The sequence below is a fragment of the Luminiphilus sp. nBUS_16 genome (genome assembly GCF_051201645.1).
In the GTDB taxonomy this organism is placed as follows: domain Bacteria; phylum Pseudomonadota; class Gammaproteobacteria; order Pseudomonadales; family Halieaceae; genus Luminiphilus.
Genome location: NZ_CP179205.1, coordinates 3213570 through 3227188 on the forward strand (window position 1 = coordinate 3213570; position 13619 = coordinate 3227188).

Below are 13619 nucleotides of genomic sequence, written 5' to 3' on the forward strand. Positions count from 1 at the left end.
ATCTATAACAGCAAAGCGTCATCGTCCTAGCCCAATACGACGAAGCAAAGGAATGCCGTGACGAAATTGAATAATACCAACTGCCAAAACATGGAGTCCGGCCAAAGCAACCAACGAATTAGCAAGCCATTCATGGGTATTTTGCAGCCAATCCTCGCCCCAAAAGGCATCGAGATCCTGCATCCACCCGGTGACCGCTAGGAGCACAACAAGCGTCAAGATTAAAACAATCATCCAGCTTCCAGCGGCACTGTGGTCGTCATGATCGGGGTAGTCTCCTGCCAGATTTCGCAAATCTTGCAGGACTAGCCTAGGCGCCAAATTCAAACGAGCAAAGCTGGCATCACCGCTAGTTGTGAAACCCGCAAGCACACGCAACAGCACCAGAGCACCTAATGCCCAACCGAGCCACTCGTGGAGATCGCCACCTGATTCAAGAAACCCATAGTTGAGCACAATGCCCAAAGCCAGCAACCAATGGAAACAGCGTATCAAGAGGTGGCGCTTCAAAGAGGTTAGTCCACCTCTTTCTTCACAATCGCACCCGTTGCCATGTCAAAGTAAACCTCAACACGCTGCTCTTCACCCGATGCCAATGACTCCCAGCCGTAGATTTCATAGCAGTTGTCGTCAACTTTGAATTTTTTGATGGCAAAACCGTACTCGTTAACAATTTTCTTCTGCAGATCTAGCACACTCATCCGGTCTGACTCTGAATACTCAGCACAATCTGCACCTGCAAGCGCAGCTTGAGACATCACCATTAACAACCCCAACAACACCTTACGCATTACTTTACCCCTTGTTATCGACCTATTGACGTCTGCGTCCCCATACCGATTGATGGTCCACCCAAACAGCCCAAAAGACTGCACCAAATTCACCTGTTGCTGCAAGACCACTTTTTATACGCTTTTAATTAGAGATTTCCGTTTGTTAACAAATTAATGAATCTTTAGAAAATACTTTCTAATGATAAAAGCGGGTTACCGCTAGGATAAAGGTTCAGACCCGAGTCCCCCATAGAGTCTTGTTAACGAGTCAAGAGCCGGGCAAGGCGCAGGCAAAAAGTGGTGGCCCATCTCCAAACGGGGTCAGGTTAACAATGACACGCCATCAAAGGCCGGGAGATCACCGGGTTCGAATCTGAATACCTAACGTGACGCCGCCATCAAAGCCTCAGTGATACTAGACACCCAGTAGATTTATTCTGGAGCTTCGGTACTGGTCTGTAGATCTCCACGCAGCACTTTACCCATTGGGTTCCTAGGCAAGACCGTTAAGTAGCAAACCTGCTCAGGTAACTTGAACTTAGCCAATCCCTCAGTCATGAGAAATGCACAGAGCTCCTCGAGTGAAGGCGGCTGACTAGCGTCATGAGGCACCACACAAGCGCGGACGCGCTCACCCAGGGCCTCATCAACATAAGCGCACACAGCGGCCTCGTGCACCTGGGGATGACGATCAATAAGTGCGTCGAGCTCTGCAGGGGAAATTTTCATACCACCGCGATTAATAATGTCCTTACAACGCCCGACGATTCGATAATAGTGCGTGGGCGCAGCGCTGATTTCCACCAAGTCACCGCTGCGAAAAAAACCGTCATCGGTGAAAAGACCAGCGGCTTCTGCACCAAAGTAGCCATCAAACATAGTCGCACCCGCGAAACACAGCTCTCCCACCGCACCAGGCTCATCGATCTCGGCCCCGGTATCGGGATCGATAACCTTACTCTGAACGGCATGATGACAGCGACCGGGCCAATCCAACCCCGGAACACCAAATCGGGGGAAGTATTCAGCGCGCATTTCACAACTGGGCACCGTTTCAGGGGTCGCAAAGAAGGCTAACCCCTCATTGGAACCATAGAAATTTATGACCGGCTTTTGATAATCATTTTCAAAGGTGGCAATCATGTCTGATGACAGCGGTGCCGACCCCGAGCCCACTGCGCGCAAAGCACTAAAATCAAATTTGTGCCAAAGCTCGGGTTGTGCAGCAAGCTGGTTTAATAACATTGGTGGCGCAATGGTGAAGGTAATTTTCTCATCCTGCATTTGACTGAGATATATCGCCGGATCAAGAGGGTGGTGGAGAATAAGGGCGCAGCCCAAATCCGCTGCGGCAAACAAGAACCCACCAATGGCCGCCATATTGACGAGTGGGAAAGGGTTTAACAGCCGATCACCTCTTTGGTAGCCCCCAGCCTCAGCCGTTGCGCGCGCGGTGGCCAGCCACATATTGGCTGAACGAGGTACGCCTTTAGGCGTGCCAGTGGTACCCGACGTCCAGCAAACCGTTAACACCCGATTAGCCGTGTCATTCAGGCTCCGGGTGTAAGTTGCCAGTATCCGGGCTGCATCCTCCGTGACCGACTCAGCTAAGCAATCAAGGTCCTTACCAATGGCCAGCACCGGCAAGTTAGGCAGCACCTTTTTTGCAGTCTGGATGAGAGGCTGGCCTTTAAACGCCGAACAACCAATAAACGTTGTGGTTTGAAGCGTGTGGCTGAGCTGTGTGATCTCATGCGCGCCATACTGGACCGGCAACGGTGAAATAATGGCCCCCAGCTTGCTTGCCGCATAAAAACAGACCACGAGCTCAACGATATTGGGCAGCTGGACCATGATACGGCTTCCGGGGCCAACGCCAACCTCCAACAACTGGAGGGCCAATGCCGAACTCGCAATATCAAGATCAGAGAAGCTCAAGCGCGCTGGGGGCGTGCCCACGAGCCCCATTTTGTCCGGCTGATCCGCCACCGCCAGAGCATGGGGTTCTTGAGCCACTCGCTCGGCCAATAAGCCATGCAAGGTATCTTGGCCCCAAAATCCAAGATCCGTAAGCGCCCTAATACGTGTATCAGTGCTCGTTTGCATACGCCGCCCCCAAAGCTGATTCAGCTCAACGCGTTGCTTATCTATCTTTATTATCGATTCCTAGACTACAGGGTGTGTCTATTTTTTACACGAGAAACTGTACACAGCCCCACTCAACTCGAGAAAAATGACGCAGTACAATCAATCCGTCGGCGGATGTTACTGAAACATGGGAGTAATCTGTTTAAAATGCCTTCCCGACTTGGGAAACTCCGGCTGTGGATTGCAGCGGGTTCGCGGTAACAAAATTGGATGACGATGTGAATCAACAGGCCGAAGCAAATCCACTACCCCTGCTCAACGAACAACAAACCATCGAACGTATTTTCCAGCATATCGATAACCGGACTACAGATCTGGGCGATACCGTTTGGCAGGAGCCGGTAGCGCACTACCACAGCCAAGAACGTTTTGATGCCGAGCTTTTGTTGCTTCGCCAATCACCCATCCCTTTTTGTCCCTCTTCCGCACTGCCTGAAAACGGCAGCTACATCGCCCGCTCGGCCTCAGGAACACCATTACTGGTGGCTCGTGGCAACGACGGCGTGGTGCGCGCATTTATCAATGCCTGTCGCCATCGCGGCATGCAAGTCGCTAGTGGCCAGGGTTGTCAAAAGAACTTTTCCTGCCCTTATCACGCCTGGACCTATGGGCTTGATGGTGCCCTGAAAGGCATACCCGGGCAGGCCGCTTTCCCGGGCTTGGACAAGCAGGAACACGGCTTGGTAGAGGTCAGTGCTCAAGAGTTCGGTGGGCTTGTCTACGTACAGCAGGAGGGCCAAATAGCCGATGAGGCTTTTAGCGACAAACCCCAGTTTTTTACGCCAGAGCAAATTTGCTTTGATCAAAGCGAAGTCACTGATAACGCCAACTGGAAATTAATTACTGAGACGCTGCTCGAGGGATACCACATTAAGTCGCTGCACCAAGAGACCTTTTACCCTTTTGGTCTCGATAACATTAATGTCGTTGAGGTTTTCGGGGCTAACGCACGGGTTATTTTTCCGTTCAAACGCATCGAAAAGCTGCGGGATCTCGCACCTGAGGATCAAAAGCTGGATGGCATGGTGACCTCGGTTTACCACCTATTTCCTAACGCCAGTGTCTCGCTGCTCTCAAAACACGCCAGCCTCACGATTATGGAGCCGCTTAGCCCCACTAGGACCCGTTTGGTGAGCTATTATGTGATGAATACCTCCACCGATGATCGTCCAATTACTCTCGAAGCGGCCCAACGCGATGTCGAGTTCGTCAATAACGCTGGGCAAGTAGAGGATCGTGCCGCTGCCTGCGCTATTCAAGAAACTGTCAGCACACCTGCGAATCCCCACCTGACCTTTGGCTATTTTGAAAAAGCCATCGTCAATTTCCACCAACAGCTCGCGCAAAAATTATCCTGAGCTGAGATCTTAGCCATACCCCAACGCCTCTATGAGGCGTGGCTTGTCGCCTTGTTTGCGGGTCTCACCTGTGGTCGTCCGCCGCGCTATTTTCGTTCCAAATTGACCTCAGAAATTACTCGCCAAAACATTATGACTTGTCGCTATGATGCAGGCTTAACAGCCCGAGATCCGCTCATGAAACAGATCCTTAAACTCATCAGCCTTCTAGTCCTCACCGGCACCGCATCAGTGAGCTGGTCTAGCGCGTTGTCCTTGGAAGACATCTTCGCAACCACACCCGAGCTCAGGAGTGACCTGCCCTCGCCCGCGACAGCGACCGGCGTCGCGGTAGGAGAACGCCACTGGTATCACCATGAAATTGTGGGCTACCTCGATGCCCTTGCGGCAGCGTCCCCTCGCATGGTGGCACTTGGACCTCATGCCAACAGCTATGGCGGCCGCTCCTTAGTGAGCTACGCCATATCTTCTGAATCTAATATTGCCAAGCTAGAGGCTATCAAAGCTGCCCGTGCCAACATCATTGATCCTACTAGTGGTATCGACGCCACAGAGCAGCCTGCTGTGATGCATATGATGTACAGCATTCACGGTAATGAACCCAGCGGAAGCAACGCGGCTCCCCTCGTCGCCTACTACCTCAATGCCTCCCTTGACCCTGCTATTGCTACTCAGCTTGAAAACGTCGTCATTATTTTTAACCCCATGCTCAATCCCGATGGTCTCGATCGCTTTGCTCATTGGACCAACAGCCACCGGGGGCAAGTTCCCAGCCCAGACGCCAATGATCGTGAACACCGAGAGACTGTTCCCAATGGGCGAACCAACTACTACTGGTTTGACCTCAATCGCGACTGGCTGCCTCATCAGCACCCGGAAAGTCGTGGCAGGCTTGCACTTTTTCACACCTGGAAGCCCAACGTGCAACTCGACTTTCATGAGCAGGGCAGCAACAGCAATTTCTTTTTCATGCCGGGAAAGCCTGAACGCACCAACCCTCTCACCCCGGCCATCAACCAAACGTTAACCGCTAAAATCGGTGAGTACCATGCCCGAGCGTTTGATCAAGAAGGTGTTCTTTATTTTAGCGAAGAGGGTTATGACGATTTTTTTATGGGCAAGGGCTCGACCTACCCAGACTTATTTGGCTGCGTCGGTATTTTATTTGAGCAGCCGTCCTCAAGAGGAAGTCGGCAAGATGTCACTAGTGGCCGGCTAACCTTTCCAGACACCATTACCAATCAATTTAGGGCATCGCTTTCGTCCCTTGAAGCTACCGCTGAACTCAAAGATGAATTACTGGGGTATCAGCAAACGTTTTATCAGGACAACGCCAGCCGGGGTGATTCGGGCTACTACCTGGCCGCCGCCACGGGAGATCCGACGCGGCTGCGGGAGTTTGTGCGCATTCTTGAAGGCCACGGCATTGTGACTGAAGTCCTGAGCCAAGATACTGAGGTCGAGGGCCAGACCTATCAAGCCGGCTCGGCGATTGCCATTCCCCTCGATCAGCCCCAATCGACCTACTTGCAGACACTTTGGAATCGACAGCTAGAGTTCGAGGAGAACGTTTTCTACGACGTCTCCACTTGGACGCTGCCTTGGGCTTTTAATTTGCAGCACACCCGTGAGCCCGTGCGTCGAGTCAACACAAAAGCGATCTCCCCAGAATTTTTAAGCCAAAGTGCGGTCCTGGCAGCTTCCAATATTGGCTACCTCATAGACTGGCGGGACAGTGCTTCGCCTTCGTTGCTTTACGGACTGCTGAAAGCAGGCGCCACTGTTCGAGTGGCGCAACGACCATTCACTGCTGCGGTTATCGAGCAGGGACTTATTGATTTCGGCTATGGTTCGCTGCTGGTGACTCCCCAGCTCAACGAGGCGATTCCCACTCAGGCAAAGGCCCTGTTGCAGAATGCTGCAGCGAACGGCTTACCAGTTTTTCCGGTAGCCAGCAGCCACACCAGTAAAGGCATCGACTTGGGCAGCCGAGATTTTCGTGTCCTAAAACTGCCTAAAGTACTTATCGCAAGCGGCGCGGGGACGAGTGCTTACGACGTCGGGGAAATCTGGCACCTTCTTGACCGTCGCGTGAAAATGCCCCTGACAATGGTCGACACGCATCAATTGCCGCGCGTTGATCTCGCTGCTTATACCCACGTCATTTTGACTAATCCGCTGAGGCAGTCACCCGACCAACTCGTCGATAACCTAAAACGTTTCGTCGACGATGGTGGCGTGCTGTGGGCACAGGGTGCCGCCACCATTGACTGGCTAAACGACAAAGATCTGACAGCTGTTAACTGGCGCGCCACAAAGGCTTCGAGCGCTAGCAAGGAAGCTAATGCGGCCATTGCACAGAGGGATACTGAAGCCTTTGAAGCGCTACTACCACAGCGCCTACCCTACATCGAAGCCCGAGACGAGGCCGCGTTTAAGCTCGTTAGAGGCGTCATTCTTGAGGGAAAAATCGATATCACACACCCGCTGGGCTATGGCTATACCGACGAGATGTTGCCAATGTTTCGCCGCAGTGCAAGCTTTATGGCGCGCTCCGACAACCCCTACTCAACGCCCATTTTATACAGCGAAGCCCCCTTGCTTTCGGGCTATATGTCTGACGAAAACCAAACCCTTGCTGCGAGCTCAGCAAGCCTAATTGTAGATGCTCAGGGCAAAGGCGCTGTGGTGTTGGCTCTCGACGCCGTGACCTTCAGGGCTTTTTGGTGGGGCACGCAGAAGCTGTTGCTCAACGCGTTGTTCTTTGGCGATTTATTGGAGGAACCGCGTTAGGTGCTAGGTGCTAGGTGCTAAAAATGTCAGGCAGCCAGTATCGCGTAGGAATTCTGTCAACACAGTATGCTCGCTCAGCGCAGCAAACCGACTGCGCAGTTCTGCGTAGCCCTGAGCCGGGTATTTAAAGGTTTTCTGATAATAGCGCTGACCGGCCATGGTGAGTCCCGTTTGTTTTTCCCCCATCCCCCAGGCACGGGCGTTGGCCGCCGCCCAAGCCAAGAAGCGCGGTCCCACTTCCTCAGAAAAAATGGGGCGCAGCGTTGGCATCAGATTATCCAGCGTTTCAAAATCACCCAGAAGCTCCGGCGACTCCATGCGCTTGATCCAGGCCACGATCGAGGGTCCTTTGTCTTCTAATATTTTGTGACAACTTGGATCGGTGTACGCCTGATGCAGCTGCCCCCAAAGACCGAAGTCTGCCAGCGCGGGCCGTTCACCAAATACATAGGAGCGTCCCTGTAAGTGACGTTCAAGCAGCTCAACGAGCCGATCAAATGAGGACACCAAAATAGGACGATTGTTGTCAGTAGACCCGGCGAAGGCCATGCGAGGCACCATGCGCCTCACCAATAAGGGCGCTACCAAGGGCTTCATGAGTTTACCGAACCAGGGCACTGTGAGCCCGCCAAGGCTGCCTTCGGCTAAGGTGCGCGACCGCCGCTTCTGATCCTCAGGATAACTCCAGCGATAGTGGAACATGAGCTTATTGCCCCATTCGTCACCGTACTCCTCTAAGAGATCGGACAAAAAGTGTAGCGCCGGATCGCTAGGATGAATTTCGGGTTCCAGATGACGTTCTTCAAGAAGTTCTAAGATAGGGGTCGAGTCTTGCATCGCTGTGCCGTCGGGCAAAAATAACAGCGGTATTAGCGGCACTCTGGCATGTTGTTTAAACAGTTTATTGTGGGTGAAGCGGTCCAGCCATTGATAGGGCACCTGCTTGTATCGTAGCGCCGATAGAACCTTCATGGTGTACCCCGATTCAGGACGGCCCACGAGATTGTACTGGTCCGGTGCGGGGTATGTTTCACTCATGGTGGCTCTCCCTGTGTCCGGGGCGCCCATCAAATCAAGGGCGCTTCAGGCCTCAATTACCACAGTACGATATCTAACAACCGCAGCATACACCCATTGCCGCGCCTCGAAAGGACCCGAAAAGACCTCTCTTCAGGCGAGACCGAAATGATCCCTAGGCCGATACCTTCCTGTGACGATCTAAGAATTTATCGAGCTTGACCAGCAGAGGCGGCAGAAACAGCAGGTCTAAAAGCAATGCCACGACAATAATTGGCGTTAGCATCAGGGCAACGTTTTGATAGTAATAGGTGTTGGAGAACACCAGAATAAAGGTACCCATGGCTAACGCTGCAGTGGTGATGGTAATCGCGGAGCCGGCTTTGTCGAGGGAATAACGTACCGCCTCGTCAGGGTCTTCACCGGCTTTACGGGCCGCCATGTACTTGCTGAGTACGTGCACCGAATCATCGACCACCAAACCAATGCTGATCGAAAATAACATTAAAATGTATGGGCTCAACTGACCCACAAAAAGGCCCCAAACTCCAAAGACAACAGCGGGTGGCAGCAGGTTAGGCGCGATACTGATGAGCCCGTAGCGAACGCTGCGCAACCCCACCAGCATGGTTAACGTAATCAACAAAAAGCTGACCGTGAACCCTTCAAGCAGCTGCCTTGAAATAGTGTCGTTGAGCCGCGCGTACAAAATGGTATTGCTGCCATGCAAGACCCGATAGTCTGGATTTATATTGGCGGCATGCCAGGCTTCGATCCGTTTATTGAGCTTTAGCAGCTGGACATTGGATAAGTTAGACGTACCTACCACCACGCGCACCGTGGTGTACTCAGGATCGAATATAGGCTCTAAGTGTGGCTCTATCTCCTGCACCAACTGATAACCCACTAGGTAGTCGATCACCTGCAGGTTATCGTCGGGCAATATGTGCCAAGCCTCATCGTTGTCGTTCTCAGCCTCGTTGAGGGTCTTCAGCATTCCCACATAGCTGTTCACCACACTGACATCGGGCTGCACTTCTAGCCAATCTGCAAAGCGCTCGACCTCCAACATAAATGCAGGGTCGGCAATGCCATAGTACTGGCCGCTATCGATCGCATAAACCAGCGACTGATCATTGCCGATTTTCTCGGCCAATGCGGTGATCACCCGATGAAAATCTGAGTCCTTATCGATAAATTCAAAGCGATCAAAATCGATTTTATTAAGAGGCAGCATTGCAAGGCAGACGACAATAATGACCGACAGCCCCCAAAACAGTGCGTTACCTCTTTGTGTGACGAGGTCTGACACCCGACGGATCATACCGCGCACACCCAGCGGGCGAGGAATTCGACGGGTGGGTACCCACATGATCAGCGCAGGCAATAAGGTCAGGGTGACCAAATAGGCCCACAAAACCCCCATGGCAACGGCGTTGCCGAAACCATAAATTCCCGCCGAGGAACAATAATTGAGACTGAGAAAGCCCATGGCCGTTGTCACGGTTGCCAGGGTAACCGGCTGTAAGTTGAGCCGCAGACTCTGCTCGAGAGCCTCGAGCTTGGTCAGCCCCTCATGCAACCCCTGTAAGTAGATTGAAATAATATGAATGCCATGGGCCATGGCAATTGTCAGAACAACTAGGGGCCCCATATTGGAAATTTGGTTAAACGCAAAGCCCGACCAACCCACCGTACCGATGGTCAGAAAAATACCCAGAAAGGAAACCACCAAGGTACACAGGGCATAAACGAGGGAGTTAAGGCAAAGCCACAGCAATAAGGTCGTTGCTAAAGCCACCAAGGGTGCCAAATTGTTTCTGTCTTTGATTTGGGCGTTGTAACTGTCGAGCTCAAATAGGTCATTGCCCAAGACATAGATCTCAACGTTGGGATAATCCCCACGCAGCCGATCCCGAAGCGCCACTACTGAGCGCGCAATTTCAAGACGCTCGGTTAGGCCTTCACCACTGGGACGGTACTTAAAAATGGCCAGTGCCATGTCGCCATCCTTAGCGAGTTGGGTCTTAACCAAGTCCTCGTCCGCAAGGGCAATGTCTCGCACCTGTGCCAAGTCGGCATCGCTCAAACTGTCTAGCGGCGGCAGTAAGTACTGACGACCATAAAGGGTCTCATCGACCGCATTGAGTCGGTAGTTCACCAACGAACCCACCGCGACGGCCGACTGCACCTCGCCAAAGCGGTCATGCAAGGCTTCCATGGCGGTCAGAGCCTCGCGGTTGAATATGTCTCCGTCGGGAGCAATAAAGGTAAACAAAGCCGATCGGCTTCTTGGGAAATCAGCCTCAACCGCTTCAACTTGAGCTGCGTAGGGGTCATCCTCGGGTAAAATGGCGTCCGAACGAGGATCGATACTGGTTTTCGTCACGCCCCAGCCAACGATAACGCTGACGACGATTGTTAGAACCGCCAGCAGCGTTCTCCGCTCCACTAGCGTGCGTGCTAAATCCATACCTAACGTACTACTCCGTTGATGACGGCGGTTTTATAGCATAAAGCACATGGAAACTGCGCCTGATGTCGGTAAAATATGCAGTGCTGCGCTGGTATCGAAGTGCAGGGACATCTGCAGGAGGCAGGCATGAAAGGTTTTGCAGTTATTGCATTGGCAATGGCCGTGTTAATGGGACAGCTCGCTCAGGCAGCCGAATCTCAGCGAATTGGTGACTTCGCGTTGCTGGACCAAACGGGCAAGCATCACAAGCTGAGTTGGTATGGTGACCAGAAGGCTATTGTCATTTTCGTGCAGGGCAACGGCTGCCCTATCGTTCGCAACAGCGTTCCCCAGCTGCGCAGGATTCGTGATCAATATGCCGATCAAGGGGTCCAATTCTTCATGCTCAACCCCCAACCCCAAGATAACCGCGCCAGTATTGTCGCTGAAGCCAATGATTTTAGTTTTGACTTCCCCATACTGATCGACGAAACCCAGCTGATCGCCGAGTCACTGGGTGTAGATCGGACCTCTGAAGTTTTTATACTGAACCCCCAGACCCAAGAAATTGTTTATCGCGGTCCCATCGATGATCGGCTGCACTACGAGACACAAAAAGCCGAAGCTGACAATCACTACCTGCGCGATGCCCTTGACGCACATCTTGCAGGAACGCCCATGCCCGCGAACGTTCCCGAGGCACCGGGCTGCCTGATTACTTTTGCGGCAAAAGAAGCCCACGAAAAAACACCGCCCACTTACTCGGCGGATATCGCGCCCATCCTCGAACAACACTGCGTGAAGTGTCACCATGTTGGCGGCATTGGTCCCTGGGCCATGACCGAGCACGCGATGGTGCGGGGTTGGTCGCGCATGATGAAAGAAGTACTGCTGACCCGCCGTATGCCCCCCGGCCAGCTCGACCCCCATGTGGGACGCCCGGTGCAGGAGGCTGCCGGGTTATCAGCCGAGCAACTACAAACTCTGGTGCACTGGATTGATGCTGGGGCACCCGGTGATGATCAGCCTGATCCCTTGAAGGCACTGGCATTTAGCGACGCGACATTTTCAATGGGTGAGCCCGATATTGTTCTGACGGTACCTGCGCAAGAAATTCCGGCGACCGGGGTTATTGATTACCGCTACGTACCGGTCCCTCTAAACCTTGACGAGGACATTTGGCTGCGCGCCGTTGAGTACGTGCCCGGGGACCGTAAAGTGCTGCACCACGTCATCACCTATCTTTCCAGCCCCGCTGATCGCACAGCTGGTGCGGGTAGCGACGATGGCGCACTAGGCGATTCGATCGGCGGCTTTGCGCCGGGGCGCCAACCCGATATTTGGCGGGATGATTCTGGCGCGCTGATTCGTGCTGGCTCCAGTCTGTTGTTACAAATGCACTACACCACTACCGGTAAGGCCACCGTCGACGAAACTCAAATCGGCATTTATTTGCACGACAAGCCGCCGAAGTACGTGATGTCTGGAGGCTCTGCAGGCCAACGTCGATTCCTGATTCCACCCAACGCCAAAGAGCACCCCCTTGAGGGCGTACAGGAAATCGAACGCGATGCCCTGCTTTACAGCTTGATGCCACACATGCACTACCGTGGCAAGCACATGAAGTACATTGCCGAGTACCCCGACGGCACCTCGGAGGTGCTGTTATCTGTGCCCAAGTACGACTTCAACTGGCAGTTTAATTATCAGCTGGAAGAGCCTGTGCTGCTCCCCGCAGGAACACGCCTTATCGCCCGGGGTGCTATGGATAACTCGGACCGCAATCCCTATAACCCCAACCCCAACATGCCAGTGCGGTTTGGCTTACAAACCATGCACGAAATGTTTTTTGGGTTTACCACCTACCGCTATGTGGGTGACACCCCCGAGAGCCTAATGGCACCCCGTAAGACACCCATCGTTAGTGGGCAGGGCGGGCGTTAACGCCCATCACTGAGTAGGGGCCTCTGTCACTGACATCATTTGATAAGCCCTGTTGAAAAATCAGCCGCCACGGGCGCGTATCATTCCGCTGGAAACACTGGACAACAGCAGGAGCGCAGAAGGCTGTAGTGACGCCCGAGCCTGCCAAGATTTCAGCGAGCGGGAGCCCGCTGAGAATCGCTGCGAAGCATGCATGTTCGCCAAGTTAGTCACACCACAACCGATTCAACTTTTACTATCTGGGAGACCCGTCATGAAGCCATACAAGCTGCTACCCATCACCAAGATCACTGCGCTTTTCGCAGCTTTAGCGCTTCTCGGTGGCACAACGAGCGTTGTGGCAAGCGACAAAAACGGCTGGTCCAATCAGGCTTTAATCTACATTTTAGCGCCTACCCTCGACGGCACGAGTGGAATTGGCCCCTTCGATACCGAAGTGGATATGGACGCGGCAGATGTATTCGACGCACTCGATGGCGCTTTCTTAGGTGTGTATCGAGGTGAGGGCGAGCGTTTTGGCATACAGCTCGATATCGTCAGCATGGATCTGAAAATGGATGGTGAGGGTGACCGTGGAGCTCTGGCAGGCGAAGTAAAGGTCGAGCAAACAACGGTCATTACAACGGCATCTTGGCGCCTTAATAAAGAATTTCGACTCCTAGGAGGCGCACTCTTTAATGACTTGTCCACTGGTATTTCTCTAACCGGACCGTCTGCCACACGCCAACAGAGCGCGGGAGACGACTGGGTAGACCCTATCGTTGGCGTCGCTTATGAAACGCCGCTAGGTGCGCAATGGGATTTCTCTGGCTCTGCCTTGGTCGGCGGTTTTGGCGTAGGCTCCGAAAGTGTCGTGGTGCTCAGTGGCAGCTTCGCCTACCGATTTAATCACTGGTCAAGCCTTACGCTGGGCTATCGCTACCTCGATTTTGACTACGAAGACGGCGAAGGTGCCGACCGTTTCAAATTCAATATGAAACAATATGGCCCAGCCGTTGGGGTTAGATTCGATTTTTGAAGCTTAATTTTTGAGGCGCTGTGAGGCAGTGGTGTTCCCCAACGGCAGTTTAAGGGGCCATGGGTTTCATGAGTCAGCGCCATAATCAGTGACTGCAATATGAGCCACTGCAT

Annotated in this window: 9 protein-coding genes; 4 read left to right on the top strand and 5 right to left on the bottom strand. The window is 53.1% G+C overall.

From position 1 onward, the window contains the following. Positions 1–18: 18 nt before the first annotated feature. The 3 genes from ACMAY6_RS14245 to ACMAY6_RS14255 all read right to left on the bottom strand — a co-directional run bounded on the left by ACMAY6_RS14245 (position 19) and on the right by ACMAY6_RS14255 (position 2879). Positions 19–510 carry a cytochrome b/b6 domain-containing protein gene (locus tag ACMAY6_RS14245; protein WP_435212893.1) on the bottom strand — a complete coding sequence of 164 codons (492 nt, stop codon included), beginning with the start codon at positions 508–510 and terminating at the stop codon, positions 19–21. Between the two features lie 5 nt (positions 511–515). Next, entirely contained in the window at positions 516–791 is a 276-nt protein-coding gene (locus tag ACMAY6_RS14250) for a PepSY domain-containing protein (protein ID WP_435212895.1), read from the bottom strand. A gap of 414 nt (positions 792–1205) precedes the next feature. Further along, on the bottom strand, positions 1206–2879 hold the full coding sequence (locus tag ACMAY6_RS14255; protein WP_435212897.1) for a class I adenylate-forming enzyme family protein: 1674 nt from the start codon (positions 2877–2879) through the stop codon (positions 1206–1208). Between the two features lie 260 nt (positions 2880–3139). Between ACMAY6_RS14255 and ACMAY6_RS14260 the strand changes: the two genes are divergently transcribed. Together ACMAY6_RS14260 and ACMAY6_RS14265 are read left to right on the top strand one after the other, a co-directional pair. After that, a complete protein-coding gene (locus ACMAY6_RS14260) occupies positions 3140–4279 on the top strand; it encodes an aromatic ring-hydroxylating oxygenase subunit alpha (protein WP_435212899.1) in 1140 nt (379 codons plus the stop codon). 177 nt (positions 4280–4456) lie between these two features. Further along, positions 4457–7072 carry a M14 family zinc carboxypeptidase gene (locus tag ACMAY6_RS14265; RefSeq protein WP_435212901.1) on the top strand — a complete coding sequence of 872 codons (2616 nt, stop codon included), beginning with the start codon at positions 4457–4459 and terminating at the stop codon, positions 7070–7072. Between the two features lie 3 nt (positions 7073–7075). Here ACMAY6_RS14265 and ACMAY6_RS14270 read toward each other — a convergent pair whose 3' ends face one another. Together ACMAY6_RS14270 and ACMAY6_RS14275 are read right to left on the bottom strand one after the other, a co-directional pair. Then, on the bottom strand, positions 7076–8110 hold the full coding sequence (locus tag ACMAY6_RS14270; RefSeq protein ID WP_435212902.1) for a glutathione S-transferase family protein: 1035 nt from the start codon (positions 8108–8110) through the stop codon (positions 7076–7078). Positions 8111–8264: 154 nt separating this feature from the next. Next, a complete protein-coding gene (locus ACMAY6_RS14275) occupies positions 8265–10562 on the bottom strand; it encodes an efflux RND transporter permease subunit (RefSeq protein ID WP_435212904.1) in 2298 nt (765 codons plus the stop codon). A 129-nt stretch (positions 10563–10691) separates the two neighbouring features. On the opposite strand from ACMAY6_RS14275, the gene ACMAY6_RS14280 reads away from it, so the two are divergent. Next, positions 10692–12488, top strand: a complete 1797-nt coding sequence (locus ACMAY6_RS14280; RefSeq protein WP_435212906.1) for a redoxin domain-containing protein — start codon at positions 10692–10694, stop codon at positions 12486–12488. A gap of 253 nt (positions 12489–12741) precedes the next feature. Continuing rightward, a complete protein-coding gene (locus ACMAY6_RS14285; RefSeq protein ID WP_435212908.1) occupies positions 12742–13506 on the top strand; it encodes a hypothetical protein in 765 nt (254 codons plus the stop codon). Positions 13507–13619 lie beyond the last annotated feature (113 nt).

What these genes read in the sequence shown, in the direction of transcription:
- ACMAY6_RS14280 (WP_435212906.1), top strand. Translation starts at nt 10,692, where the DNA reads ATGAAAGGTTTTGCAGTTATTGCATTGGCAATGGCCGTGTTAATGGGA.
- ACMAY6_RS14285 (WP_435212908.1), top strand. Translation starts at nt 12,742, where the DNA reads ATGAAGCCATACAAGCTGCTACCCATCACCAAGATCACTGCGCTTTTC.
- ACMAY6_RS14270 (WP_435212902.1), bottom strand. Translation starts at nt 8,110, where the DNA reads ATGAGTGAAACATACCCCGCACCGGACCAGTACAATCTCGTGGGCCGT.
- ACMAY6_RS14250 (WP_435212895.1), bottom strand. Translation starts at nt 791, where the DNA reads ATGCGTAAGGTGTTGTTGGGGTTGTTAATGGTGATGTCTCAAGCTGCG.
- ACMAY6_RS14255 (WP_435212897.1), bottom strand. Translation starts at nt 2,879, where the DNA reads ATGCAAACGAGCACTGATACACGTATTAGGGCGCTTACGGATCTTGGA.
- ACMAY6_RS14265 (WP_435212901.1), top strand. Translation starts at nt 4,457, where the DNA reads ATGAAACAGATCCTTAAACTCATCAGCCTTCTAGTCCTCACCGGCACC.
- ACMAY6_RS14275 (WP_435212904.1), bottom strand. Translation starts at nt 10,562, where the DNA reads ATGGATTTAGCACGCACGCTAGTGGAGCGGAGAACGCTGCTGGCGGTT.